The organism is Shinella yambaruensis (assembly GCF_022899355.1).
GTDB classification, from domain to species: domain Bacteria; phylum Pseudomonadota; class Alphaproteobacteria; order Rhizobiales; family Rhizobiaceae; genus Shinella; species Shinella yambaruensis.
In genome coordinates, this window is sequence record NZ_JALJCK010000005.1 from 212,363 (window position 1) to 236,760 (window position 24,398).

Sequence of the window (24,398 nt, forward strand, 5' to 3'; positions counted from 1 at the left end):
TCATGACAACGCCGGCCTCCGAGGAAGGCCGGCGTTGGATCATGCCGCCTGGAGGCCTTATGCCGCGCGGCGTGCCGGCGTCGCGGCGTAACCAGCGCCGCCCGCGCCGAGCTTGAACTGGGCGAGCAGGGCGTTGAGGGCGCCCGCCTCGGCGGCGAGGCCATGGCTGGCGGCGGTCTGTTCCTCCACCATGGCGGCGTTCTGCTGCGTGCCCTGGTCCATCGTGTTGACGGCGGTGTTGATCTCCTGCAGGCCCGTCGACTGCTCGCGGGCGGCCGTGACGATGGCGTTCACATGACCGTTGATCTCCTGCACCTCGCGCACGATGGCCTCCAGCGCGGCGCCCGTCTCGTCGACGAGCGAGACGCCGGAGCGGACCTGCTCTCCGGACGCGGTGATCAGCGCCTTGATCTCCTTGGCGGCATTGGCCGAGCGCTGGGCAAGCTCGCGCACTTCCTGCGCAACGACGGCAAAGCCCTTGCCGGCCTCGCCCGCGCGGGCCGCTTCCACGCCGGCATTGAGCGCAAGGAGGTTCGTCTGGAAGGCGATGTCGTCGATGACGCCGATGATGTTGGAGATCTCGTGCGAGGACTTCTCGATGCCCTGCATGGCCGAGACGGCGCGGCGCACCACCTCGCCGGACTTCTCCGCACCCTGGCGGGTGCGCGAGACGAGCGAACCGACCTCCTCGGCGCGGCGGGTGGAGTCCTTCACGGTCGTGGTGATCTCCTCCAGCGCGGCGGCGGTTTCCTCGACGGACGCCGCCTGCTGCTCCGTGCGGCGGGCGAGATCGTCGGCGGCCGAGCGGATCTCGGTGGCACCGGCATCGATGGCGCGGGCGTTCTGGCCGACCGTCGTCATCGCCGTGTGCAGCCTGGTGAGCGAGTGGTTGAAGTCGGTGCGCAGGCGGTCGAGATGGCCGGCGAAGGGTTCCTCGATGCGATGGGCGAGATCGCCGTCGGCAAGGCGACCGAGGCCGTCCGCCAGCGCCTCGACGGCGTGCTGGATCTCGCCGGCTTCGCGCGCCTTGACAGCCTCGCGCTCGCGGCGCTCGCTTTCGGAGAGCACGCGGCCTTCTTCCGCGGCGTTTTCGAGGCGGGTGCGCTCGATGGCATTGTCGCGGAAGACGGCGACGGCGGCGGCCATGCGACCGATCTCGTCGGTACGGTCCTCGCCGGGAATGGCGGCGGTGACATCGCCAGAGGCGAGCTTGTCCATGGCGGCGGTCATGTCCTTGACCGGGCGCACGACGAGGCGGGAGAGCACGGTGGCGAGGAAGCCCATCATGACGACGACGGCGAGGATGGTGGCGATCGTCGCGGCGATGCGGAACTGGTCGATCGCCGCATAGGCCATGCCGCTGTCGATGGTGAAGCCGAGATACCATTCGACCGACGGCAGGCCGGTGACCGGCACGAAGGAGACCAGCACCGGCTTGCCGGCATAGGTCGTGTGGGCGATGCCGCCGCCGATGGCCGGCGTCGCCTTCGGGAAGGCATCGGCGAGTGTCTTGGTGACGAGCCCCTTGTCCTGGTGCACGAGGATCTGGCCGTTCTTGCTGACGAGGAAGGCGAAGCCCGTGCCGCCGAGATCGACCGAATTGACCATGTCGACGAGCGACTTCAGCGAAAAATCGCTGCCGGCGACGCCGAGCAGCTTGCCGTCATGCTTGACGGGCGTCGCGGCGCTGATGATCAGGTCGTTGGTGGAGGCGTCGATATAGGGCTCGGTCAGGACGCTGCCGTTGGCCTTGACGGCATCCTGATACCACGGGCGCTGGCGCGGATCGTAGCCCTCGGGCATCTCCGATTTCGGCCACATGGTGAAGAGGCCCGTCTCGTCGCCGACATAGGTGGTCATGAACTGGCTGACGAGCACGTCGTTCTGCAGAACGGCCTCGATGCCAGACGCCTCGACGGCCTTGCCGGCGGCGTTGCCGGCCATTTCGGTCAGCGAGACGCGGGCATTCAGCCAGTTGGCGATGCTCTGGGCGGCCTGCTTGCCGGAACTGTCGATGCTTTCCTCGACGGAGTTCGTCAAGACGCTGCGCTGCAGGCTGTCGATATAGAGGGAGAAGCCGGTGAAGGCGGCGACGACGACGAGGGACGCGACGACGAGGATGCGCGTCATCAGATTGGAGCGCTTGGCCATGGAAAGGGTGTTCCTTCGGGCGCCTCTGCCAAAACCGGCGGGCGCGATGCTGAACGACATGCCGGAGGGCGGAAATCGGGCGCATCATGCGGCCGCCGGCCTTAGGCGCCGGAGAATGCCGTACCATAAGAAAACGTGTTTAAGGCGCTGTTAAAATGAACATACCACAAATTACGAGCCGCCGCGGCGGCGCCGCGCGCCTCAGCGGCGGGCCATGAAGGCCTCGAAGGCGGCGCGAGCTTCCGGGCTTTTCAGTTGCGCCGCGAAATGCCCCGCCTCCTCGTCGATGCGTGCCGCCACGTCCACGCGCGCGCCGCGGATGAGGGTGCGGGCGATGGCGAGCGCCTTCGGCGGCTTGGCGGCGAGGCGCGCGGCGGCGGCAAGCGTCTCGCGCTCCACCGCGGCGGGTTCGACGACGGCGTAGACAAGGCCCGCATCCCGCGCGGCGGTGGCGGAAAAGCCCTCGCCGGCGGCGAGCAGCGCGAAGGCGCGCTGGTGGCCCATCAGGCGCGGGGCGAGAAGGCTGGAGGCCGCCTCGGGCACCAGCGCCAGATCGACGAAGGGCGTGCGGAACTCGGTGCGGATCGAGGCATAGGTGAGGTCGCAGTGCAGATGGATCGTCGTGCCGATGCCGATCGCCAGGCCGTCAACGCCGGAAACGAGCGGCTTGCCATGGGCGGCAAGCGCATGGAGGAAGTCGATCACCTCGCGGCCCATCGTGCCGCCCATGGCGAAGGCGAGGAAATCGTTGAGGTCGTTGCCGGCGGAAAAGCAGCCCTCGCTGCCGAGGAAGACGGTGGCGCGCACCGTCTCGTCCGCATCACCCGCCGCCAGCGCCCCGGTCATCGCCTGGTACATGGCGCGGGTGATGGCGTTCTTCTTGTCGGCACGGTTGAGGCGGATCACCTGGACGCCCGGGGCCGCTTCGGGGCGCTCGATCAGGATATGGTCGGTCATGGGTATCGGTTTCCTTCATCGAATGGCTGTCACTCGGGTGCCGGATCCCCCCTCTGCCCTGCCGGGCATCTCCCCCTCAATGGGGGAGGTCAGCAGGACGCGAGAACCTCGCTCAACCGGCAACGCCGGAGATGGGCGAAACGGCGGCCCCAACCAATCTCCCCCCTTGAGGGGGAGATGCCCGGCAGGGCAGAGGGGGGATCCGGCAGCTACAGTCTCTCACTTCGCTGGCAGCCCAAGCGTTCCTATCCCAGCACCACGCGCGCGGCTTCCAGGCTCCCGGCACCGGAGACCACCCTGTCCCGCAGCGCCGCCGTCTCGCCGATGATATTCTCCGCGGCGAAGCGGCACAGCGCGGCGCGTTCGCCGTTGCGGCCGTCGCCGCCGTCGGCGAGCGCGCCCTTGGCGAGATAGGCGCCGGTCAGGACCAGGCCGAAGAGGCGCTGGTAGGGCGTGGCGCCGGCGAGCGCCTCGGCCTGCCGGCCTTCCGCCAGCGCGGCGAGCAGCCATTCGCTCGCCGCCTCAAGGTCTGCGATGGCGGCATCGAGGCGGGATGCGGTCTCGCCGAGGGCCGGCGCATTCGCCTGCCCGGCCCTTGCCGCGATCTCCCGCAGTTCGGCGATGAAGCCGCGCAGATGGTCGCCGTCCGAAAGCGGCAGCTTGCGCGTGACGAGGTCGATGGCCTGGATGCCGTTGGTGCCCTCGTAGATCGGCGCGATGCGGGCGTCGCGATAGAGGCGGGCCGCGCCCGTCTCCTCGATGAAGCCCATGCCGCCATGCACCTGCACGCCGAGCGAGGCGACGTCGACGCCGGCATCGGTGGCGAAGCTCTTTGCGATGGGGGTGAGCAGGCTCGCGCGCTCGGCCCAGTGCTTCGCCTCCGCGCCGTGGCTCATGTCGACGGCGTGGGCGCAGGCATAGGTGATGGCGCGGGCGCCCTGGGTGAGCACCTTCATGGTCAGAAGCATGCGGGCGACGTCGGGATGCTCGATGATCGGGCTCATGCCCGAACCTTGGCCCGAACCTTGTCCCGATCCGTGCCAGCCGGGCGCCTTGCCCTGCGTGCGCTCCTTTGCATAGGCGATCGCCTTCTGCGTCGCCGCCTCCGCGATCGCCACACCCTGCATGCCGACGGCAAGGCGGGCGTTGTTCATCATGGTGAACATGCAGGCAAGGCCCCGGTTCTCCTCGCCGACCAGCCAGCCGATGGCGCCCGGCTCGTCGCCGAAGCGGCCGTCGCCGTAGATCATCGTGCAGGTGGGCGAGCCGTGGATGCCGAGCTTGTGCTCGATGGAATGGCAATGGGCGTCGTTGCGGGGCCCAAGCGAACCATCGTCATTGACAAGGAACTTCGGCACGAGGAAGAGCGAGATGCCGCGCGTGCCGGCCGGCGCATCCGGCAGGCGGGCGAGAACCAGATGCACGATGTTGTCGGTGAAATCGTGCTCGCCATAGGTGATGAAGATCTTCTGGCCGAAGAGGCGATAGGTGCCGTCGTCGCGCCGCTCGGCGCGGGTCTTCATCACGCCGAGGTCCGAGCCGGCATGGGGCTCGGTGAGGTTCATCGAGCCCATCCATTCGCCCGACACCATCTTCGGCAGATAGGTGGACTTCAGGTGATCCGAGCCATGCGCCGCCAGCGCCTCGATAGCGCCGATCGTCAGCGTCGGGCCGATCGCAAACGCCATGGAGCCGCTGTTCCACATTTCGAGCGCGGCGACATGCAGCATATGCGGCAGGCCCTGCCCGCCGAATTCGGGCGAGGCCGTCAGCGAGTTCCAGCCGCCCTCCGCCCAGGCCTTGTAGAGTGCCGGCCAGCCGTCGGGCATCTTCACCGCGCCATCGACAAGGCGGGCACCCTGCCTGTCGCCGATCTCGGCGAGCGGGGCCACCTCCTCGGTGGCGAACCGCCCGGCTTCGGAGAGGATGGCATCGACGAGGTCGTCCGTCAGCTCGCCGAGGTGGCCGCCTTCCAGCGCGGGCGCAAGCCCCGCCACATGCTTCAGCGTGAATGCAATCTCCTCGACCGGCGCCTTGTACATCTCTATCCTCCTCCCGGCCGCCCTGCCCGGCTGGCGGAGCGACGTGTTGTCGGCAGATTATTGATTTTTACGTAAACGTCAACGTGATTAGACCGGCGCAAACGGAAACGGGCCGGCCGGTCGATGACCGGTCAGCCCGTTCCAGGTGCCGGGGGGACCATCCGGCACGCAGGGGATCACCCATCAGCTATAGGGCGAGATGCACTGGCGACGCGGCCCGTTATAGGGCTGGAACGTGTTGTCGTAGGCCCTGTAGGAACGATAGCGGTTGGCGCACCAGTTCACATGCGCGCTGCCGCCGCCGACATAGGTCCGGTCGTTGGCGATCGCACCGCCGATGATGGTGCCGACGCCGAAAGCGGCGAGCGGGAACCAGAAACCGTCATGATAGCGATAGCCCGGGCGCTGGTAGCGGTAGCCGCGATGGCCGCGATACCAGCCGTAGCGGTCGCCCCGGTCACGCCAGCCGACATCCCGGTCGCGATAGCGGTAGCGGCGATTGTCACGCCAGCCGCTGTCGCCGTTCCAGGCACGCTCGATCCGGCGGTTGCGCTCGCGCGTTCCCAGGCGGTTATAGTTGCGCCGGACGTCGCGCGAATTCCCGTCGAAGCGGAAGTTGCGCTTCAGCCAGAACGGACGCTCGCCATCGCGCACAAGCTGCACGTCGCCGCCGCCGGTCGTGGTGACCGGCTGGGCCTTCGGAACGGCAAGCGGCATGGCGCCCGCCGGCACGACCGGCGTCGCGGCGAAGAGCGCCGACATGGCCACGGCCAGGCATTTGTTGAGAAACCTCATGACACTTCTCCCTAACGGTGCCTTTCGACTGTTGCTCGAACGGCAATTTGAACGCGAAACGCACAAAAGTCCCTTTCGTTCCATATGCGGTCTCCCCGCTTCCGATTCAATGGCTGCCGAAGCGCCTTCGCGCAGCCTTGCGCGCGTTAGCCGTCCGTTAACCATGCTTCGTCCACCATGGCCGCTTGCGGAGGCAAAGGAATCGAACAGGAGCGTCCATGAACCCGAAGCATCGTGCCGGCCTGGCCGCTCTTCTCCTTCTGGCGGGCCTGCCCTTCTCCGCCAGCGCGGCCTATGTGGAACCATGGAAGAAACCCGAGAACGCCATCGTCATCGACGCCTATGAGCTGAACGAGATCGACTGGTCGGAAATGCTCTCCGACAGCCGCATCGCCGGCTTCATCTCCAAGGCTTCCGACGGCTTGCCCGAGAGTTTCAGCTGCAAGGGCGAGCATGGCGGCGACACGGTGGCGCATTGCAAGACCATGTGGCGCAAATACGCGGTGAGCCGCGAGCTCTACCAGACGCGCCGGCTGCTCGCCCGGTCGAAAGGGCTGCTCTGGGGCGCCTATCACCTCGCCCGGCCGGGCAATCCGGTCGACCAGGCCAATCATTTCCTCGACTACGCCAATCCGCAGGACGACGAGATGATGGTGCTGGACATCGAGGGCATCGATCCGGACAACTACATGTCGCTTGCGGATGCGCAGGTCTTCGCCGGCCATATCAAGACGCGCACGGGCCGCTATCCGGTGCTCTACACCAACCATTCGACCGCCCGGCACATCGCGCTCAACCGCGACACATACCGCATCCTCTCGCGCCTGCCGCTCTGGTACGCCCGCTACAAGCCCGGGATCGAGGATGCCTTCCCGATGGGCAACTGGGACAGCTACGCGCTCTGGCAGTTCTCCGCCGGCGTCAACTGCTCGAAGCGGCGCTGCCCCTACCGGGTGAAGGGCGCACTGACGGATATCGACGTCAACGTGGCGCCGATGACCAAGGCGGCGCTCGGCAAGGCCTGGGCCTTTGGCGGGCTGCTGCCGGAAAAACCCTTCGAGCCTCTCGACGGGATGCTCACCGCCTCCATCCCGGCAGGCGGCGCCTTCAAGGCCACGGTGACGGCCGAAGCCGAGGCCGGCACCGCCGCGCAGACGGCCGGCGCCGTCACGCTCGCCTCGGGCGCGACGGCGTCTTTCCCCGTCGCCGTGACGGCCGAGGTGCGCGCCGGCATCATGGCAAAAGGCACCGCGACCATCACGCTCGGCCGCCGCCTGGTGGAGGTCACGCCGCTAAACTACCAGGATTTCTGAGGTCCCGCTCCTACGCCTCGATCTGCACGTCGCCGATGGGCCGAGAGCAGCAGGCGAGAATGTAGCCCTCCTCGATCTCGTCGTCGAGGATGCCGCCATTGTGGCGCATGTCGACCTCGCCCGAGACCTTCATGACCCGGCAGGTGCCGCACAGGCCACCCTCGCAGGCTGCGCCGATGCGCACGCCGGCAGCGCGGGCCGTCTGCAGGATCGTCTGGCCCGGCGGACATTTGGCGTCCTTGCCGGCCATGGTGAAGGTGACGGTCGCAACGGCGTTGGCATCCACCTCCTGCTCGCCGGCACCGGCACGGATGGCGATCTCCTCGGGCGCGGGGGCGGCGGCCGGCTGGAAGCTCTCCTCGTGGTAACGCTCCATGTTGAAGCCGCAGACCTTCAGCATGTCGCGCACGCCGCGCATGAAGGGTTCCGGGCCGCAGCAGAAGACGGTGCGCTCGCGGAAGTCGGGTGCCAGAAGCGAGAGACGGGCGGCGTCGATGCGGCCGCGCAGGCCGTGCCAGCCGTCGCGCGGATTGTGCCCTTCCACGACGAAGCCGAGCGCCAGCTTCGGCATCTGCGCGGCGAGGCATTCCAGCTCCGCCTTGAACAGAAGGTCTTCGGGCTTGCGGGCACAGGTGACGAAGGCGACGTCGGACTGCGGTGCGCAATCCGACATCCAGCGCGTCATCGACATCATCGGCGTGACGCCGGAGCCGGCCGAGATGAAGAGGTATTTTTCGGCGGGATAGCGCACGAAGGAAAAGTCGCCGAGCGGACCGAAGGCCTTCAGCCGCATGCCGGGGCGCAGGGTGTCGAACATCCAGCGCGTGCCGATCGAGTTCTTCTGCGCCTTCACCGTCACGGAAACGGAGAAGGGGCGCGAGGGCGTCGAGGAGAGCGTGTAGGTCCGCATCACGGGCTCGTCTTCCGACACCGGCAGTTCCAGCGTGACGAACTGGCCCGGCAGGTAGCGGAACCAGTTGTCGCGATCGGAGCGGAACGTGAAGGTCATCACGTCCGATGTCTCCACCGTGGCGGCGATGCATTCCAGCATGTGCTGGCGATCGTTCCACGGATGAAGCTCGTCGAAGTGGCGGAAATGGCTGGCGATCGTCATGTCAGGCCACCCGCGAGAGCGGCTTCCTGCCGCCGTCGAGCCGGTCGATCATGAAATTCGCATACCATTCGACGAACTGCATGACGCCGCCCTCGTCCTCCGGCGAATAGGGGCCGGGCTGGTAGGCCGGCGAGCGGATGCCGAAGGCGTTTTCCTCGACGATCCGCCGGTCCTGATCGTTCGTCTCGGTCCAGACATGGGTGAGCTCGTCCAGACGGTAGTCGACCCCCTCGACGGCGTCCTTGCTGACGAGCCATTTCGTCGTGACCTGCGTCAGCTCGGGACCGAGCGGCAGGACGCGGAAGGTGATGGCGTGATCGGCGAGCACATGGTTCCATGTCGTCGGATAGTGGAAGAGCAGCAGCGTGCCGATGTGGCTTTCCAGCACCTCATTGGATAGGGGGCGCTGGACGGCCCGGGCCCCGGACATGGTGTAGCTTTCGGCATCCTGGATGAGCGGCATGCGCGCGGCGCGGAACTGGCCGGTCGGCGACATCCTGAATTCGCTCGGCAGGCCCGCCGCCTCGCACTTTTCCCAGTGCGCGGCGATGACCGGATCGTCCTTGGCGCCCTGTACGCCCGTCGCAGTCGGCGCCTCGGGGTAGGTGCGGCAGAGTTCGGGATGGTTGGCCGCGCAATGGTAGCACTCGCGGTTGTTCTCCCAGACGAGCTTCCAGTTGCCCTTCTCAATGATCGTGCTTTCGAAGGCGACCTTCGTCTCGCCGAGGCGATGGCGGGCGAGATAGGGCTCGACCGTGGCGCGGAACGGCGCGAAATCGGGGGCTTCGTCGGCCAGGCAGAGGAAGATGTAGCCGCCGACGGTCTCGCAGTGCACCCGTTTCAGGCCATGCTGGCTCTTGTCGAAATCCTCCGCCATGTGGCGGGCGAAGAGCAGCGAACCGTCCAGCTCGTAGGTCCACTGGTGGTAGGGACAGACGAGCTTGGCCGAGGAGCCCCTGTGCTGCGTGCAGACGCGCGAGCCGCGGTGGCGGCAGGAATTGTGCAGGGCGCGCACGGTGCCCGTGCGGTCGCGGGTGATAACCACGGGATAGTCGCCGATCTGCACGGTGAAGTAGTTGCCGGCCTTCGGGATCTCGCAGTCATGGCCGACGAACAGCCAGTCGCGGTACCAGATCGTCTCCAGGTCCAGCTTGTAATGGTCGGGGTCGATGTAGAAGGCCTGCTCGAGGCTGTGGCCCTCGCGCCGGTTCTTGAGCTTGCGGAGCACGTCGCTGCGAATGTCCATGCCGGATCCTCGGATTGCAAATTGGGGATACGGCGCACGGAAGGAGACGGCGTCCGGGCGCAAGACGCACGGACTGCACGCTTCCCGGCCGCCCGCCGCAGCCAGTCACGATCGTTGCCCAAGGCTGGTTTCCGGGCTGAGGAGCGTCCTTGCGGACCGTCGCGGCGCCTTCCCGGACATCTTGTCCAGTGGCGTCCTGCCGCGTTTTCTCCAACACCGTTGCGGGGGCAGCGCCGGATTTCAACCGGCTTCCCAATTCTCCGCCTTTTCGGACGGCACCTCGAGTGTCCTTATCTAAGCGCAAGAATCGGCGAATGACATGCCAGAAAGCGACATGCCATTCCGATTTGACGACAGGAGGAAAACAGCGAGAACCTGAACGGCTCTTTACAATATTGCATATATTTCAATCGATTATGCAAAATAAGCGGGCATGCTGACCGCATCGGAGGCAGGCCGGCCGCCGGGCTGCCACATTTGCCATATTGCGACCCGGCGCACCAAAGGAAACGGGAGCGCCCCGGCAAGGAATGCTTAACGCGGTTTCCATAAACTTGCCGCAGGGAAGCGCGAGGATGGAGTACCGGCGCGTGCAGCAAACCAAGTTCCGTTATTACGACGCGGTCGCCTACAAGCGTGCGAACCAGCCGAAGCCGGCGGTGCATACCGAATTCCTGCGCACCGGCCGCATCGACCGGAACCTCCCCTGGAGCCCGAGCGAGAAGCGTTACCTCACCTACCAGGAGGTGGCCGAGCGCACCGGCCGCAAGCTGGAAAATGCCGGCAACGTGACGCATGACCGCATCAACGGCTTCCACCAGTCGATCCGCTTTCCCAAGCTGATCTTCCACCGCACGCTCGCCCAGACGCCGCATCTCGGCTATTGCCACATCACCGTCGCCAATTCCCGCTTCGCGGAATTCGAGAACGTGCAATGGGCCTTCTACATGGCCAATTTCTTCGCCGAGATCGGCGAGGAGGAGCAGTTCTTCGCCGATATCTCGAAGACCGCGAAGCGCATGTACTTCGCCGTCGCCATCACGCCGGCCGAAGAGGAAGGCCGCCTGCAGATCGACCGCAAGGTGCGCGGCAACGGCGTGCTCTTCCGCACCGACGATCCCAAGCTCGCCATGAAGAACGTGCTGATGCTCGGCGCGCACAACGAGGCGCTGCGCAAGATCATCCGCGCGCTGTAGCCCCTTCCCCGCCGCGTCAGGTCCTTCCGGACGGCCGGTAGATCATCCATTCCTTGCCGGCCGGGAAGGGTTGGGGTGAGGATGGCCTTGCGACAGCGCCCCTTGGCTTTTGCCGGAAAAGCCCTGTAAAGGAAGCCCGGACAAGGAAGGGCGACATGGCGGACATCGTGGATACGCGGACGGATGCGGAGACGGCGCTGGCACGGGCCTACGAGGCGCTCGGCCGGGGCGTGCCGGTCGCCATTCCCACCGAGACGGTCTACGGCCTTGCCGCCGACGCCACCAACCCGCTGGCCATCACCCGCATCTACGAGATGAAGGGCCGGCCGTGCTTCAATCCGCTGATCTGCCACATGGCCGACCTTGCCATGGCCGAGGCGCATGCGGTCTTCGATCCGCTGTCGCGCGCGATCGCCGAGGCCTTCTGGCCGGGGCCGCTGACGCTCGTGCTGCCGATCCGGCCGGAAAGCGCCATCCATCCGCTTGCCCGCGCCGGGCTCGACACGATCGGCATCCGCGTGCCCAAGGGTTTCGCCAGCCGGCTGCTCTCGGCCTTCGGCCGGCCGCTCGCCGCCCCCAGCGCCAACACGTCCGGCCGCATCAGCCCGACCACCGCGCGGCACGTCGCCGAGGATTTCGGCGCGAAGCTGGAGCTGGTGCTGGATGCGGGACCGGCGGTCGTGGGGCTGGAATCCACCATCCTCAAGGTCGAGGGCGAGACGATCCGGCTGCTCAGGCCCGGCGGGCTGGATGCCGCCGAGGTCGAGCGCGTCACCGGCCGGCCGGTCCTGCGCAACGAAAAGGCAGGCGCCGCGATCGAGGCGCCGGGCATGCTCGCCTCGCATTATGCGCCCGATGCGCCGGTGCGGCTCGATGCGCGCGACGTGGCGCCCGGCGAGGTGCTGATCCGCTTCGGCGGCACGGCGCTGCCCGGCGAGGCCGATGCGGCGCTGGTGCTGGACCTCAGCCCCGCCGGCGACCTCGCGGAGGCGGCCGCCAACCTCTTCGGCTACATGAAGCAGGCGGATGCGACGGGCGCGCGCTCCATCGCCTTCGCACCGATCCCCTCCCGCGGCCTCGGCGAGGCGATCAACGACCGCCTGCAGCGCGCCGCCGCCCCGCGCGGCTAAGCGCCCCGAAACGAAGTGCGTTCTCCCGTTCCGGAGAACACCCGGGCAGCATCGCGACCGCTTCATGCGCACCCTGCCCTCTTGATTTCCGGCATGCCGTTGGCGCAAAACCGTTGCATACCTTGCGCGCCATGCTTCAGGCGTTTCCACACCGTTTCCGATGCAGGCCGTTCCGCCCCTTGCGGCACGGCGCCAACGAGGACAGAGCCATGATCCAGGCGACGCTTTCCCCCGACCTCATCGATCGCTTCGCCGCCATCACCGGCCCGGCCCATGCGCTGACGGCGGACCGCGACATCGCCCCTTACCTCGTCGAAAGCCGGGGGCTCTATCACGGCACCTCGCCGCTCGTGCTGCGTCCAGGCTCGGTGGAAGAGGTCTCGAAGATCCTGGCGCTCGCCACCGAGACACGCACGGCCATCGTGCCGCAGGGCGGCAATACGGGCCATGTCGGGGGCGCGGCGCCCCGCGAGGGGGCGATGGATGTCGTACTGTCACTCACCCGGCTCAACCGCATCCGCGATGTCGATCCGGTCGGCAATGTCGTCGTCGCAGACGGCGGCTGCGTGCTTGCAACGATCCAGGAGGCGGCGGAGGCGGTGGACCGGCTGTTCCCGCTGTCGCTCGGCTCGGAAGGCTCCTGCCAGATCGGCGGCAACCTTTCCACCAATGCCGGCGGCACGGCGGTGCTCGCCTATGGCAACATGCGCCAGCTCTGCCTCGGCCTCGAAGTCGTGCTGCCGACCGGCGAGGTCTGGAACGGCTTGCGCCGGCTGAAGAAGGACAATACGGGCTACGACCTGCGCGACCTCTTCATCGGCGCGGAAGGCACGCTCGGCGTCATCACCGGCGCGGTGCTGAAACTCTTCCCCCGGCCGCTCGGCCACGAGGTGGCCTTCGCCGGGCTGAAATCCGTCGCGGACGCGCTCACCCTCTTCGAGCGCGCCTCCAGCCGCTGCGGCACCGCGCTGACCGGCTTCGAGCTGATGCCGCGGCTCGGCGTCGACTTCACCACGCGGCACATTCCGGGCGTGCGCGACCCGCTCGCCAGCCGGCACGACTGGTACGTGCTGGTCGACATCTCGACGTCGGACGCGCCGGAGACGGCGGCGCGCATGATGGAGGCGCTGCTGGCCGAGGGCATCGAGGCGGGGCTCGTCGAGGATGCGGTGATCGCCGCCAGCGAAGAGCAGCGCCGGGCGCTCTGGCACATGCGCGAGAGCATGTCGCCGGCGCAGAAGCCGGAGGGCGGCTCGATCAAGCACGACGTCTCCGTGCCTGTCTCGGCCGTCCCGGCCTTCATGGCGGAGGCGGATGCGGCGGTCATGGCGGCAATCGACGGCGCGCGCATCTGCTCCTTCGGCCATATGGGCGACGGCAACATCCACTACAACATCTCCCAGCCCGTCGGCGCCGACACGGCGGCCTTCCTCGGCCGCTGGCGCGAGATCAACGACCTCGTGCACGGCATCGTGCTGAAACATGGCGGATCGATCTCCGCCGAGCACGGCATCGGCCAGTTGAAGCGCGACGAGCTCGCGGCGATACGCGCGCCGATCGAGATGGACCTGATGGCAAGGGTCAAGCGGGCCTTCGACCCCGCCGGCATCATGAATCCCGGCAAGGTCGTCAGGAACTAGAGTAGTTCCGCTTTTCTTCGAATCGCGAAAACGCTCTGTCTGTTTGTTTAACGCAATTGCGGACGCAAAACCGCGCCGCGCTTTTGCTGGAATTGCTCCAAGCGGTCAGCCGCCGGTGCGCAGCTGTGCCAGCGACATCATGAGATCGGCGCTGATGCCGGCCGAGCCGGAATTGGTGAGCACCGACAGCGCCGGGTCCGTCGTGTTCTGGTTTTCAAGGTCGTAGAGCACGGAGAACTTCACGATCATCTTGGAGACCTTCTCCGGATCCTGCAGGTCCTTCAGTTCGAGATAGCGCTCGATCATGTCGGCCTGGGCATCGACGTCCGCGCTGGCGATCTCGTCCGGCAGCTGGTAGAGCACCTTGAAGACCTCGAAGAGCGCGTCGTCGGCCAGCAGGTCGTAGGGGCTCGAAACCGTTTCCGCCTTGCGCTCGAAATAAAGCGCCAGGCGCACGCCGGCATTGTCGTTGCCGGCATCCTCCTCCAGCTTCTGGCGCACATAGCTGTCGACCGTCTGGTAGATGCCGCGGCGCGACTGGATCTCGGCATCGTCCGGCCGCATGACCAGGCCCTCGGCATTGAAGTTGAACGAGGCGACGATCCTGCGGAAGGCGCGGTCGGGCTGCTGGTTGGCGAAGCTGTCGGGGTCGTCGAGATCGGAGGTGAAGATCTTCGCCATGAATTCGGCGTCGACGCTTTCCGTGTCGATGCCGTTCGCCACCAGCACGAAGGCGACGAGGCGCGCGTCGGAGAGGAATTCCTCGACGCTGTCGATCTTCTGCATCTGGGCGGAGTAATATTTCGCCTCCTCCTCCGCCAAGGTCTTATCATCTTCCGTTCCGAAACGGGATTTCGCCGTCACATAGGCGCGCGACATGACGAGGATCTCGGATTCCGACTGTGCCAGCTTCGGCGCGGTGATGTTGCCGTCCGCCCCGAAATTGAACGCCTTGGCGAACTCCACGAAGCGTTCGTCCTTCAGCCGGTACACATAGCTCTTCGGGTCGTTGAGGTCGCTCTTCAGCACGTTCTTGATCGTCAGGGCCGAAACCTTGGCCGGATCGAGGCCGTAGGCCTTCAACGCGAAGTCGTAGACGCTCGCCTCGCCGACGAAGTCGCTCACGGTCTGCACCGCGGCGATCTGGCTCTTGAAGCGCTTGATGGCCAGTTCGTCCGCCTCGTCGTCCTTGTCGTTGTAGCGGTTCATGTAGTCCCTGGTGACCGCCGCGGTCTGGGCGGCGGTCTGCGGCGCGTCGCCGGGCGCCAGCGTGCCGTCCTCCTGGAAGTTGAACGCGGCGCGCAGGGCGAAATAGGCCTCCTTGTCCGCCCCGCCGAACTTGTTGATGTAGCTGTCGGCGTTGTCCGGGTCGGGATCGCTGGTCACGATATTGGCGATGGTGGAGCTGACGATCGACAGCTTGTCGAGGCCGAAGGCCACCTTGACATAGCTGACGAGGCGCGGATCGGCGGCCAGCTCGCTCGCCGTCGTGATACTGGCGATCCGGCTTTCGTAATAGTCCCTGTGGATCAGCGCGGCGGTCGACGTCGTGCGCGGATTGGAGAGCGTGTAGAGCTCGGTCGTGCTGGTCTTCTGGCCGGCATTCTGCACCGTGCCGGCCACCGCCGTACCATCGGCGGCGAAATTGAAGGCGCTGGCGAGCGTGGCGTATTTCTCGGCGCTGGCGATGGTGGCGTTCTGGCGGGCGATCACGGCCTTGAGCTCGGCGATGCGGGCCGCGTTGGCCGCGTTGGATTCAAGCGTCGCCAGCTCGGCATTGGCGGCCTGGATGGCGTTCTGGGCGGCCGCGGCCCTGGCGCCGAACTGCGTGTTGAAATAGCTGTCCGGGTCGTCGAGGTCGCTCGCCAGCACGCCGCGGATCGTCTGGCGCGACCAGGTCGACGGATCGATGCCGAAGGCCGTGAAGACGTAGCTGCGCAGCCGGTCGTTGTTCAGAAGCTGATCGACGCTCGTCACCGTGTCGATGACGGCATTGTAGTACCGCGTCTCCTCCTTGATCGCCGCGCCGGCATTGGCGGCGGTCGCCGAATAAAGGCCGATGACCGCGTCGAGCTGCGCCTCGGTCTGTGCCGTGGCGGTGGACGCCTCGAAGCTGAAGGCGGTGGCGAACTCGCGGTAGCGCGAATCCGTCAGGAGGTTGACGAAGCTGCCCGTATCCGACGGATCGCTCTCCAGCACCTTGCGCATGAAGGCCGTGGCATAGGTCATGTCCTCAAGGCCATAGGCCTTCATGGCATAGGAATAGAGCCGGTAGTCGTCGAGGAACTCGTCGACGGTGCTCACCTTGCCGATGTTTTCCTTGTAGTACGCAGCTTCGCGGGCCGTGACCGTCTCGCTCGCCGTGCGGTCCAGCGACATCAGCATGTCGCGCGCGATGAGGTTGTAGCTCGTATAGGTGGACAGCATCGGAGAGGTCTCTTTCGACAAAGCGGGCAGGCTTATCGGGAGCCACTCTCGCGCGCGAGGCTTGTCCCGGCCTGTCGCCGGCGTTCACCTCTCCTAAACCCTAGCCCGTGCGGTTTTGCTAACCATCAGGAACTGCAAAGTTTTCTTAACCGCGATTTTTAAGCGGCTCGGAAGGGGGCGCGCCTATTCTCGCCCTCAGAGGACGAAAAGTCCCGATGAGAAGACCGGGCACCGGCTCTCAAGGAAAACAAGGGCGAAAGACATGCTGAATACCGTTTCCAAGCCGGCCTGGGCCGGCACCACGCTCCGGCTGGATCCCAAGCGCTTTCCGCAGCAGGTGACATTCGAGCTGCGCACCGAGGGAACCGACGCCACCATCACGCTCGACGAACGCGGCGCCGTGCTGCGCAAGGTCCTGCCCGCAAGCGGCCTGCCGCTCTCGATCGCGCTGCCGGCCCGCGCCTTCAAGGGCGTCGCGGCCCGCGCCATCGACCATGGCAACGGCGACGTGACCGTCACCCTCGAATTGCACCATGACGATCCGGGCCTGTGCATCCCCCTGCTCGTGGCGCACGACCTGTGCGACATTGCCGCCGACTGGCGCAGCTGGGCCGAGGCCTACCGCATCCCCATGCTGATGGTCGAGGCCGACGGCGTCGCCCGGCCGCTCGACGACAACCTGGCGGTCGGCAGCCGCCCCGCCAAGCCCCGCCGCCGCCACTCCTATTTCGCCGACCGCCGCCCGCGTTTCCTGGTGCGCCGCACCACGGGCAAGCTCGGCGTGCAGATGAAGATCGACGGCCGGGAGATCATCGCCCGGCGCTGAGCCTTGACGCCATGACCTGCGCAAAGCCGGCCGTTCCCTGCGGCCGGCTTTTCCATGTCCCCCCGCTTGTTCCCCCGGGAACACTTTTCCCGCGCCCGGCATGGGAAACAGCGTTCAACACACCGGGTTCGTTACCTGGGAACGCGAAGCAAGGGACAGATCACAATGGCAAAGTTCTTCACCACCCTCCTCGGCCGCATCCGCACCGTCGACAGCGCGATCGTCGAGCGTGCCCGCCCGCCGCGCCGCGGCTTCGAGATCGCCCTTCACCCGACGACGCTCCGGCGCAGCCAGGACCGCCCGCAGACCGGCTCGCGCGGGCCGCGGCACCGCTGATCAGGCGAACGGGATGGCGATGGTGAGCGCGAGGAAGAGGCAGAGGCCGACGATGCCGTTGAACTTGAAGAGCGCCAGGCACTGCTCCGGGTCGTCGATGTCGAGCGTGGCGATCTGCCAGGCGAGCATGGCGGCCGCCACGCCGAGGCCGAGCCAGGCGACGATGCCGATGCCGGCGAGCCAGAAGGAGAGCGCGATCAGCACGACCGTCAGGCTGTAGAGGCCGATGAGCCACCCGGCGGTCTTCTCGCCGAAGAGGCGCGCGGTGGAGCGCACGCCGATCAGCGCATCGTCCTCCTTGTCCTGATGGGCGTAGATCGTGTCGTAGCCGATGGTCCAGGCGATGGCGGCGATGTAGAGCGCCAGCGAGGCGGCCGACACCGCGGAAAACTCCGCCGCCCAGCCCATCAGCGCGCCCCAGGAGAAGGCCATGCCGAGGAAGAATTGCGGCCAGTCGGTGAAGCGCTTCGCGAAGGGATAGATCGCGACGATCGCCAGCGAGGCGATGCCGAGCACGATGGTGAAGAGATTGAACTGCAACAGCACGACGAGGCCGACGAGCGCCTGCAGCGCCATGAAGACCTTCGCCTGCCGGCGCGTGACGCGGCCCGACGGCAGCGGGCGCGATCGGGTGCGGGCAACCGCCTGGTCGATCTCGTGATCGACGAGATCGTTATAGGTGCAGCCGGCGCCGCGCATCGCGACGGCCCCGACGAAGAAGAGGAAGAGCTGCGTGACGAAGCGCGCAAGATCGAAGGTGCCGATCGCCGCCGAGACATTGGCCGCAAGTGCCGTCGACCAGAGGCAGGGCAGGAGGAGCAGCTGCCAGCCGATCGGCCGGTCCCAGCGGGCGAGCTGCGCATAGGGCCAGGCCGCGCGCGGCAGCACGCGGTAGACCCAGTTTCGCGACGGCGCGTCGGCGACGCGGCCGGAATCGGAGGGAGAGCTGATCATGCCCCTAGATCGCAAGCCGCCCGGCGCCGGTCAAGCCGGCACCGCGCCGCAGGAGCGCCCGCGCGGGCCGAAAGGATTTACGGCAGCGTGAAATCGAACCTGTAGGTGGCGGAAAGGCCGATCAGCACCTGGTCGCGGCTGCCCCGCTCCTTGACGAGGCTGGACTTGGCCGCGTCGCCGACGAGGCGCTTGTATTCGGCAAAGGCGCTCGTCTCGATCTTCTCGTTGACCTGCCAGGTGATGGCCGCGCCCGCGCCCACCGAGTGGATGCCGCCATCGGGATCATAGGCGGAAAGGCCGGACTTGGCGACCTGGTTCGGCTTCACGCCGTAATAGGTGTCCATGTAGTCGTTCGAGGCGAGCGTCACGCGCGGGCCGGCCGACACGCGCACGTCCGGGCGCACGTCGACGAAGGCATCCGCCGCGATATCGGCGACGATGCCGTCATGGCTGCGGATGCCGTGGCGCACCTCGCCGCGCACGCGCAGCCAGTCCGTCGGATAGGCTTCGGCGAAGGCGCCGAGCTCGCCGCCGAACTTCACGGGCGTCAGGCCGCGCAGGTCCTTCGAATCGTCCTTGTCGCGCGGCATGACGAGTTTTCCCGTCGCGCCGGCTCGAAAGCCGCCATTGTCGATCAGCGCGAAGGACGGGTTGTCGTTGCGCGAGGAGAAGCGGACGGTGCTGCCCGCCTTGCCGAGCGAGATCATCGGCGTGACCTGCAGCAGGTACTTTTTCGCCCCCTCGTAGCGCGGCGCGGCGAAGCCGGCGGCGCCGACCTTCAGATACCAGTCGCCGGACCAGAAATAGCCGCCCTCGCCGGCACGGGCGGAAACGGGCGCAAGAATAAGGGCGGCCGCAGTCATTGCGGTCGAGACACGGATACGCAAAACACAATCCTCGCTTCACCGGCAGGCCCGCTGCGGGCTGCCGAAACCTTTGATTGCGTGAACATTAGCCGCGTTTCATTACCGCTTTGCTAACCATCCGGTAGGACGGCACGCGGAACGAATCGGCCGGGCCGGCGTTTTTCGGGGAACGAACAAGGAGTTTCCCGATGACCGTCAGCACGATGGAATTGAAGCTGCAGGCAATCCGCAACGACACCGGCCTTTCCCGAAAGGAGAAGATCGCCAAGCTGGAAAAGCTGCGCACCGAAGCACGCGCCCTCCAGCGCGCGGCCACCGAGAGCGCCATGGTGGAGGATGACGGCTGGTATGAGGACGTGCACCTGATCGATACGGAGCTGGAAACCCTCGGCCGTACCGTCGAGGAAAAGGGCGCGGCGACGCTGTAGGGGCAGTGCCCCTACCCATTCGCGCTCGCCCCTCATCCCGCTGCCGCGACCTTCTCCCCGCAAGCGGGGCGAAGGGGAGGATGGAACCGGTTTCCCGACCCATCGAACCGCAGGGATCGGGGAATATGGGCCTCCTCTTCCTTCTCCTCACTTGCCTTCCCTCCGCTTGCGGGAAGACCGTCGCGGCAGGGGTGCAGCCCGCCAGCCCGGCATTATGCTGTCCTTGCGCGCTCCCGCGACCCGCAGCCCTTGACCTTTCAGCCCCGTCCCCTTAACCCGCCAGCAACGAAGGACGGATCGAGGGTATGGGCATGAAGGTTCTGTTGATCGGATCGGGCGGACGCGAGCACGCCCTTGCCTGGAAGCTGGCACAGTCCCCTCTCCTCGAAACGCTCTATGCCGCCCCAGGCAATCCGGGCATCGCCGAATGCGCGACGCTGATCTCTCTCGATATCGACGACCATGCGGCCGTCGCCGCCTTCTGCAAGGCGAACGGCGTCACCTTCGTGGTGGTCGGACCGGAAGCCCCCTTGGTCGCGGGCATGGCCGATGAGCTGCGCGCTGCCGACATCGACGTCTTCGGCCCCTCGGCCGCCGCCGCGCAGCTCGAGGGCTCCAAGGGCTTCACCAAGGACCTCTGCGCGAAATACGACATCCCCACCGGCGCCTACCAGCGCTTCACCGATGCCGCCGCCGCGAAGGCCTATGTCGAGCGCGAAGGCGCGCCGATCGTCATCAAGGCGGACGGGCTTGCCGCCGGCAAGGGCGTGACGGTGGCCATGACGCTCGGCGAGGCGCTGGCCGCCGTGGACGACTGCTTCGACGGCGCCTTCGGCGCGGCGGGGGCGGAAGTCGTGGTGGAGGCCTTCCTCGACGGCGAGGAGGCGAGCTTCTTCTGCCTGTGCGACGGCGCGAACGCCCTGCCGCTCGCCTCCGCCCAGGACCACAAGCGCGTCGGCGACGGCGATACCGGCCCCAATACCGGCGGCATGGGCGCCTATTCGCCCGCCCCCGTCATGACGCCCGACATGGTCGCGCGCACCATGAAGGAGATCATCGAGCCGACGATCCGCGGCATGGCGGCCGACGGTCACGCCTTCCAGGGCGTGCTCTTCGCCGGGCTGATGATCACCGCCAAAGGCCCCGAGCTCATCGAATACAATGTGCGGTTCGGCGATCCGGAATGCCAGGTGCTGATGATGCGGCTCGAAAGCGACCTGCTGCCGATCCTGCATGCGGCCGCGACCGGCAGGCTCGACACGGTTTCCGCCAGCTGGCGCGACGCCGCGGCACTCACCGTCGTCATGGCCTCGAAGGGCTATCCCGGCGCCTACGAGAAGAACACGCCGATCCGCGCGCTGCCGGCCGACGATGCGGTCAGCAAGGTGTTTCATGCCGGCACAGCCCTGAAGGACGGCCAGCTGGTGGCGACCGGCGGGCGCGTGCTCAACGTCACGGCGGTCGCCCCGACCGTCGCGGAGGCGCAAAAGGCGGCCTACCAGGCGCTCGACCGGGTCGAATGGGACAACGGCTTCTGCCGCCGCGACATCGGCTGGCGCGCCATCGCCCGCGAAAAGGCGTGAGCCCCGGCGCGAAAAACGCGGGATCGCTCAAATTTTACCAATTCCCCTGACGGGACCGTAACCGGCGGGCGCTATTCTCCCTACAACCATAAGGGAGAACCGTTGATGCGTACCCTGCTGCCGACCTTTGCCTTCCTGTTTCTTGCCGCCCCCGCCCTTGCGGGTTCGATCGAGCCCGTTGCCAGTGCGTCGTCCGAGGGCTCGAGCATTTCGGCGATCCGCTGCGACGACTGCCCGGCGCTGAAGCCGAAGTCGAAATCCGCCGCCTACCATGTCGACGCCATCGAGCCCGGCACGCAGAAGGTGGAGATCCGCGAGGAAAACGGCGAGCGCAAGATCTTCCGCACGGAAGCCTGGATGGGCGGCTCGCCGGTGCTCTTCGTCAGCAAGGCGCCCGTGGAGGTCCAGCAGGCCGCCGAGGCCGAAAAGCCGGCGGACGCGGATGCCACCGCCGTGGAAACCGTCGATGCGGGCGCCCGCACCGGCGCCCTCGACGAGACAGCGGCCAGCAGGACGGCAACGGCCGGCATGGTCCCTTCACGGGAGTTTGATCCGGCAGGGTTTGAACTTCGGGTCAACTGACCCCATATTGAACGCGCCCTGCCTCTCAGTCCCTCCAGGCTGACAGGAATCCGCGAAAGCGGACGTTTTGCGCCCCTGACCTCAAGCGGGGGCGCAAGCGTATCAGCCGCCCTCCCCGAGATCGCCGACCAGCCGATCGACCTCCCTGTCGGAATAGATCGCGATGCCGCCGCGCCGCAAGAGCGCCGCCGTCACTCCCTGCCCCGCATGCCGGACACCTGAAAACGTGCCGTCATAGACGAAGCCGGAGCCGCAGGACGGGCTGCCGTCGATGAGCAGCGCATGCCGGCAGCCGTTTTCCCGCGCCACGTCGAGCGCGATGCGCGCGCCCGCTATATAGGCCGCCGAAACATCCCCGCCGGACACTTCCAGCACCCGCGCCCGCCCGTCGAGCACGTCCTCGCCGTCAAGCCCGTTCTCGATCTCCGCCGGCGGCCGCGGCACCTGGAAGCCGCCGGAAAGCTCCGGACAGAGCGTGACCAGCCGCCCCTCCGCCCGCCACCGCTCGACCGCCCCATGGACAAGCGGCTTGGCCGAACCGTTATAGCGCACCGGCAGGCCGGCAAGACAGGCGCTGATGAGGATCCTTGCGGCCATTACCGCCCTTCCCTTACCCCGCGATCTTGGAGAAATCCGCGACCGTGCCGGTGGCGGCGCGGATGGCGGAGAGCAGGGCGAGGCGGTTGGCGCGGATGGCGGGGTCCTCGTCGTTGACCAGCACGTCGTTGAAGAACTGGTCGACCGGGGCGCGCAGCGCCGAGAGGGCTTCCATGGCGGAGCGGAAGTCTTCCTTGGCAACGGCAGCCGCAGCATCCTTCGTCGCGATCTCGACGGCGGCATGGAGGGCCTTTTCGGCGTCGAGCAGGAGAAGATCGGCCGAGACGGCGCCATCGACGACGGTGCCCTTCTTCTCCTCGGCGGCGAGAAGCTGCGTGGCGCGCTTGGTGCCGGCGAGCAGGTTCTGGCCCTCCTCCGAGGTGATGAAGGCCGTCAGCGCCTCGACGCGGCGGGCGACCATCAGGAGATCGTCGGCCTCGGGCGTCAGCACGGCGTCGATCAGGTCGTGGCGCGCGCCCATGTCGCGCAGATAGACCTTGAGGCGATCGTGGAAGAAGGCGACGAGGTCCGGATCCTTCGCGACCGAGGCGAGCGGCAGGCGGATGTTCTTTTCGAGCAGCATGCGGATGACGCCGAGGGCGGCGCGGCGCAGCGCATAGGGGTCCTTCGAGCCGGTCGGCTTCTCGTCGATGGCCCAGAATCCGATCAGCGTGTCCAGCTTGTCGGCGAGCGCGACGGTGAGGCCCACCTTGCCCGCGGGCACGCGGTCGGAGGGCCCCTGCGGCTTGTAGTGATCCTCGATCGCCTCGGCCACCGCGGCGTCCTCGCCCTGGAGCGCGGCGTATTTGCGGCCCATGATGCCCTGCAGTTCCGGGAATTCGCCGACGGCCTCGGTGCGCAGGTCCGCCTTGGCGAGCACCACGGCCCGGTCGACGAGCGTCGCATCGGCGCCGATGACGGGGGCGAGTTCGTCTGCAAGCTTGCGGATGCGCTCGACGCGGGCGCCCTGGGTGCCCAGCTTGGCATGGAAGGTGACGTTCAGCGCATCGAGCTTGGCCATGCGTTGGTCGAGCGGCTTCTTCAGGTCGAGGCCGAACTTTTCGGCGGAGGCCTTCAGCGTGTCGAGGTCCGGCAGGTCGCCCTGGTCGCGCAGCCAGAAGTGCTTGGCATCCGACAGGCGGGCGCGCACGACCTTGCCATTGCCGTGCACGATCTCCTTGCCGCCGTCCTTCGCCTCGATGTTCGAGACGAGGACGAAGTGGTTGGAGAGCGTTTCGGCGCCCGGCTTGCGGGTGACGAAGCATTTCTGGTTCGTCTTGATGGTGAGGCGGATGATTTCCGAGGGGATCGCCAGGAACTCTTCCTCGAAGGTGCCCATCAGCACCTGCGGCCATTCGACGAGGCCTGAGACCTCCTCCAGCAGGCCCTCGTCCTCGACCAGCTCCAGGCCGTTCGCAAAGGCGATGTTGTTCGCATCCGTCGCGATGATCTGCTTGCGGCGCTCGGCGTCGAGCACGACCCTGGCCTTCTCCAGATTGGCGACATAGTCCTCGAAGCGGCGCACGGTGATCGCCTCGGGCGCATGGAAGCGGTGGCCGTAGGTGACGTTGCCGGCGACGAGCCCGTCGACCTCGAAGGGCACGACGCGGGTCTCCTCGGTCTCCGAGCCGAAGGTGCAGACGATCGACTGCAGCGGGCGCACCCAGCGCAGCGCGCCGGGCCTGGCGGAGGCGGCGCCGGAACGCATCGACTTAGGCCAGGGGAAGTTGCGGATGATGCCGGGCATCACCTCGGCGATGATCTCGTCGGCCGGGCGGCCCGGCTTGACGATATGGGCGACGTAGAAATCGCCTTTCTTCGGGTCCGAATGCACATGGGCTTCGGAAACAGAGGCAAGGCCCGCCTTGCGCAGGAAGCCCTGGATCGCCTGTTCGGGCGCCGAGGTCGTCGGGCCCTTGATATCCTCGCGCACGTCGCTCGAGCGGGCGTTGAGGCCGCGGATGTCGAGCGTCAGGCGGCGCGGCGTCCAATATTCGCGCGCGCCCTCATAGGTCAGGCCCGCATCCACCAGCGCGTCCGTGACGAGCTTCTTCAGGTCGCCCGCGGCCTTCCGCTGCATGCGGGCGGGGATTTCCTCGGAGCGGAGTTCAAGCAGAAGATCGGGCATGTCAACTTTCCTCACCCTCCCCTTCGCCGGAGAGGGTCGGCGCAGCGGCCGGAGTGGGGTCAAAATCGTGCGCCTCTGCTAGCAAAG

At 67.0% G+C, this 24,398-nt stretch carries 20 protein-coding genes and 1 riboswitch; of the genes, 9 read left to right on the forward strand and 11 right to left on the reverse strand.

Annotated elements, in window-relative coordinates:
- Window positions 1-57: 57 nt before the first annotated feature.
- The 4 genes from mcpU to MUU56_RS13670 form a co-directional block, all read right to left on the reverse strand.
- Complete coding sequence (gene mcpU / locus MUU56_RS13655) at window positions 58-2,151, reverse strand: methyl-accepting chemotaxis protein McpU (RefSeq protein WP_244767837.1); 2,094 nt, start codon at window positions 2,149-2,151, stop codon at window positions 58-60.
- Window positions 2,152-2,352: 201 nt separating this feature from the next.
- On the reverse strand, window positions 2,353-3,108 hold the full coding sequence (locus MUU56_RS13660; protein ID WP_244767838.1) for a crotonase/enoyl-CoA hydratase family protein: 756 nt from the start codon (window positions 3,106-3,108) through the stop codon (window positions 2,353-2,355).
- A 245-nt stretch (window positions 3,109-3,353) separates the two neighbouring features.
- Window positions 3,354-5,150, reverse strand: a complete 1,797-nt coding sequence (locus MUU56_RS13665; RefSeq protein WP_244767839.1) for an acyl-CoA dehydrogenase family protein — start codon at window positions 5,148-5,150, stop codon at window positions 3,354-3,356.
- A 183-nt stretch (window positions 5,151-5,333) separates the two neighbouring features.
- Window positions 5,334-5,945 (reverse strand): BA14K family protein, encoded by a 612-nt coding sequence (locus MUU56_RS13670; protein WP_244767840.1) that lies wholly within the window; start codon window positions 5,943-5,945, stop codon window positions 5,334-5,336.
- 218 nt (window positions 5,946-6,163) lie between these two features.
- Here MUU56_RS13670 and MUU56_RS13675 point away from each other — a divergent pair, with 218 nt between their 5' ends.
- Window positions 6,164-7,258 carry a glycoside hydrolase family 25 protein gene (locus MUU56_RS13675; RefSeq protein WP_244767841.1) on the forward strand — a complete coding sequence of 365 codons (1,095 nt, stop codon included), beginning with the start codon at window positions 6,164-6,166 and terminating at the stop codon, window positions 7,256-7,258.
- 10 nt (window positions 7,259-7,268) lie between these two features.
- Here MUU56_RS13675 and MUU56_RS13680 read toward each other — a convergent pair whose 3' ends face one another.
- Together MUU56_RS13680 and MUU56_RS13685 are read right to left on the reverse strand one after the other, a co-directional pair.
- Complete coding sequence (locus tag MUU56_RS13680) at window positions 7,269-8,372, reverse strand: FAD-binding oxidoreductase (RefSeq protein ID WP_244767842.1); 1,104 nt, start codon at window positions 8,370-8,372, stop codon at window positions 7,269-7,271.
- A gap of 1 nt (window position 8,373) precedes the next feature.
- The gene (locus MUU56_RS13685) at window positions 8,374-9,618 is read right to left on the reverse strand and encodes an aromatic ring-hydroxylating oxygenase subunit alpha (protein ID WP_244767843.1); all 1,245 of its coding nucleotides are present in this window, start codon (window positions 9,616-9,618) and stop codon (window positions 8,374-8,376) included.
- A gap of 105 nt (window positions 9,619-9,723) precedes the next feature.
- Window positions 9,724-9,916: riboswitch (cobalamin riboswitch) on the reverse strand.
- 292 nt (window positions 9,917-10,208) lie between these two features.
- Here MUU56_RS13685 and MUU56_RS13690 point away from each other — a divergent pair.
- The 3 genes from MUU56_RS13690 to MUU56_RS13700 all read left to right on the forward strand — a co-directional run bounded on the left by MUU56_RS13690 (window position 10,209) and on the right by MUU56_RS13700 (window position 13,584).
- On the forward strand, window positions 10,209-10,814 hold the full coding sequence (locus MUU56_RS13690; protein ID WP_244767844.1) for a DUF6656 family protein: 606 nt from the start codon (window positions 10,209-10,211) through the stop codon (window positions 10,812-10,814).
- A 155-nt stretch (window positions 10,815-10,969) separates the two neighbouring features.
- Window positions 10,970-11,944, forward strand: a complete 975-nt coding sequence (locus MUU56_RS13695) for an L-threonylcarbamoyladenylate synthase (RefSeq protein ID WP_244767845.1) — start codon at window positions 10,970-10,972, stop codon at window positions 11,942-11,944.
- Window positions 11,945-12,153: 209 nt separating this feature from the next.
- Window positions 12,154-13,584, forward strand: coding sequence for an FAD-binding oxidoreductase (locus MUU56_RS13700; protein ID WP_244767846.1), 1,431 nt, complete (start codon window positions 12,154-12,156; stop codon window positions 13,582-13,584).
- Window positions 13,585-13,689: 105 nt separating this feature from the next.
- Here the strand turns inward: MUU56_RS13700 and MUU56_RS13705 are convergent, their stop codons facing one another.
- The gene (locus MUU56_RS13705; protein ID WP_244767847.1) at window positions 13,690-16,011 is read right to left on the reverse strand and encodes a DUF1217 domain-containing protein; all 2,322 of its coding nucleotides are present in this window, start codon (window positions 16,009-16,011) and stop codon (window positions 13,690-13,692) included.
- Between the two features lie 262 nt (window positions 16,012-16,273).
- Between MUU56_RS13705 and MUU56_RS13710 the strand changes: the two genes are divergently transcribed.
- On the forward strand, window positions 16,274-16,837 hold the full coding sequence (locus tag MUU56_RS13710) for a DUF6101 family protein (RefSeq protein WP_244767848.1): 564 nt from the start codon (window positions 16,274-16,276) through the stop codon (window positions 16,835-16,837).
- Between the two features lie 165 nt (window positions 16,838-17,002).
- Entirely contained in the window at window positions 17,003-17,173 is a 171-nt protein-coding gene (locus tag MUU56_RS13715; RefSeq protein WP_244767849.1) for a hypothetical protein, read from the forward strand.
- On the opposite strand, the gene ubiA is transcribed toward MUU56_RS13715, so the two are convergent.
- Complete coding sequence (ubiA, locus tag MUU56_RS13720) at window positions 17,174-18,127, reverse strand: 4-hydroxybenzoate octaprenyltransferase (RefSeq protein WP_244767850.1); 954 nt, start codon at window positions 18,125-18,127, stop codon at window positions 17,174-17,176.
- Window positions 18,128-18,204: 77 nt separating this feature from the next.
- Window positions 18,205-19,014, reverse strand: a complete 810-nt coding sequence (locus MUU56_RS13725) for a MipA/OmpV family protein (RefSeq protein ID WP_244767851.1) — start codon at window positions 19,012-19,014, stop codon at window positions 18,205-18,207.
- Window positions 19,015-19,181: 167 nt separating this feature from the next.
- On the opposite strand from MUU56_RS13725, the gene MUU56_RS13730 reads away from it, so the two are divergent.
- From MUU56_RS13730 to MUU56_RS13740, 3 genes are all read left to right on the forward strand, one after another.
- Window positions 19,182-19,421, forward strand: coding sequence for a hypothetical protein (locus MUU56_RS13730; RefSeq protein WP_064329254.1), 240 nt, complete (start codon window positions 19,182-19,184; stop codon window positions 19,419-19,421).
- 311 nt (window positions 19,422-19,732) lie between these two features.
- Window positions 19,733-21,004, forward strand: coding sequence for a phosphoribosylamine--glycine ligase (gene purD / locus MUU56_RS13735; RefSeq protein WP_244767852.1), 1,272 nt, complete (start codon window positions 19,733-19,735; stop codon window positions 21,002-21,004).
- Window positions 21,005-21,109: 105 nt separating this feature from the next.
- On the forward strand, window positions 21,110-21,586 hold the full coding sequence (locus MUU56_RS13740; protein WP_244767853.1) for a plant virulence effector HPE1-like domain-containing protein: 477 nt from the start codon (window positions 21,110-21,112) through the stop codon (window positions 21,584-21,586).
- A 102-nt stretch (window positions 21,587-21,688) separates the two neighbouring features.
- Here the strand turns inward: MUU56_RS13740 and MUU56_RS13745 are convergent, their stop codons facing one another.
- Both MUU56_RS13745 and glyS read right to left on the reverse strand, forming a co-directional pair.
- Complete coding sequence (locus tag MUU56_RS13745; RefSeq protein ID WP_244767854.1) at window positions 21,689-22,183, reverse strand: 2-thiouracil desulfurase family protein; 495 nt, start codon at window positions 22,181-22,183, stop codon at window positions 21,689-21,691.
- A gap of 13 nt (window positions 22,184-22,196) precedes the next feature.
- Window positions 22,197-24,311: a glycine--tRNA ligase subunit beta gene (gene glyS, locus MUU56_RS13750; RefSeq protein ID WP_244767855.1), complete on the reverse strand. Its 2,115-nt coding sequence runs from the start codon at window positions 24,309-24,311 to the stop codon at window positions 22,197-22,199.
- Between the last annotated feature and the right edge of the window lie 87 nt (window positions 24,312-24,398).

What these genes read in the sequence shown, in the direction of transcription:
- mcpU (WP_244767837.1), bottom strand. Translation starts at nt 2,151, where the DNA reads ATGGCCAAGCGCTCCAATCTGATGACGCGCATCCTCGTCGTCGCGTCC.
- MUU56_RS13660 (WP_244767838.1), bottom strand. Translation starts at nt 3,108, where the DNA reads ATGACCGACCATATCCTGATCGAGCGCCCCGAAGCGGCCCCGGGCGTC.
- MUU56_RS13665 (WP_244767839.1), bottom strand. Translation starts at nt 5,150, where the DNA reads ATGTACAAGGCGCCGGTCGAGGAGATTGCATTCACGCTGAAGCATGTG.
- MUU56_RS13670 (WP_244767840.1), bottom strand. Translation starts at nt 5,945, where the DNA reads ATGAGGTTTCTCAACAAATGCCTGGCCGTGGCCATGTCGGCGCTCTTC.
- MUU56_RS13675 (WP_244767841.1), top strand. Translation starts at nt 6,164, where the DNA reads ATGAACCCGAAGCATCGTGCCGGCCTGGCCGCTCTTCTCCTTCTGGCG.
- MUU56_RS13680 (WP_244767842.1), bottom strand. Translation starts at nt 8,372, where the DNA reads ATGACGATCGCCAGCCATTTCCGCCACTTCGACGAGCTTCATCCGTGG.
- MUU56_RS13685 (WP_244767843.1), bottom strand. Translation starts at nt 9,618, where the DNA reads ATGGACATTCGCAGCGACGTGCTCCGCAAGCTCAAGAACCGGCGCGAG.
- MUU56_RS13695 (WP_244767845.1), top strand. Translation starts at nt 10,970, where the DNA reads ATGGCGGACATCGTGGATACGCGGACGGATGCGGAGACGGCGCTGGCA.
- MUU56_RS13700 (WP_244767846.1), top strand. Translation starts at nt 12,154, where the DNA reads ATGATCCAGGCGACGCTTTCCCCCGACCTCATCGATCGCTTCGCCGCC.
- MUU56_RS13705 (WP_244767847.1), bottom strand. Translation starts at nt 16,011, where the DNA reads ATGCTGTCCACCTATACGAGCTACAACCTCATCGCGCGCGACATGCTG.
- MUU56_RS13710 (WP_244767848.1), top strand. Translation starts at nt 16,274, where the DNA reads ATGCTGAATACCGTTTCCAAGCCGGCCTGGGCCGGCACCACGCTCCGG.
- MUU56_RS13715 (WP_244767849.1), top strand. Translation starts at nt 17,003, where the DNA reads ATGGCAAAGTTCTTCACCACCCTCCTCGGCCGCATCCGCACCGTCGAC.
- ubiA (WP_244767850.1), bottom strand. Translation starts at nt 18,127, where the DNA reads ATGATCAGCTCTCCCTCCGATTCCGGCCGCGTCGCCGACGCGCCGTCG.
- MUU56_RS13730 (WP_064329254.1), top strand. Translation starts at nt 19,182, where the DNA reads ATGACCGTCAGCACGATGGAATTGAAGCTGCAGGCAATCCGCAACGAC.
- purD (WP_244767852.1), top strand. Translation starts at nt 19,733, where the DNA reads ATGAAGGTTCTGTTGATCGGATCGGGCGGACGCGAGCACGCCCTTGCC.
- MUU56_RS13740 (WP_244767853.1), top strand. Translation starts at nt 21,110, where the DNA reads ATGCGTACCCTGCTGCCGACCTTTGCCTTCCTGTTTCTTGCCGCCCCC.
- MUU56_RS13745 (WP_244767854.1), bottom strand. Translation starts at nt 22,183, where the DNA reads ATGGCCGCAAGGATCCTCATCAGCGCCTGTCTTGCCGGCCTGCCGGTG.
- glyS (WP_244767855.1), bottom strand. Translation starts at nt 24,311, where the DNA reads ATGCCCGATCTTCTGCTTGAACTCCGCTCCGAGGAAATCCCCGCCCGC.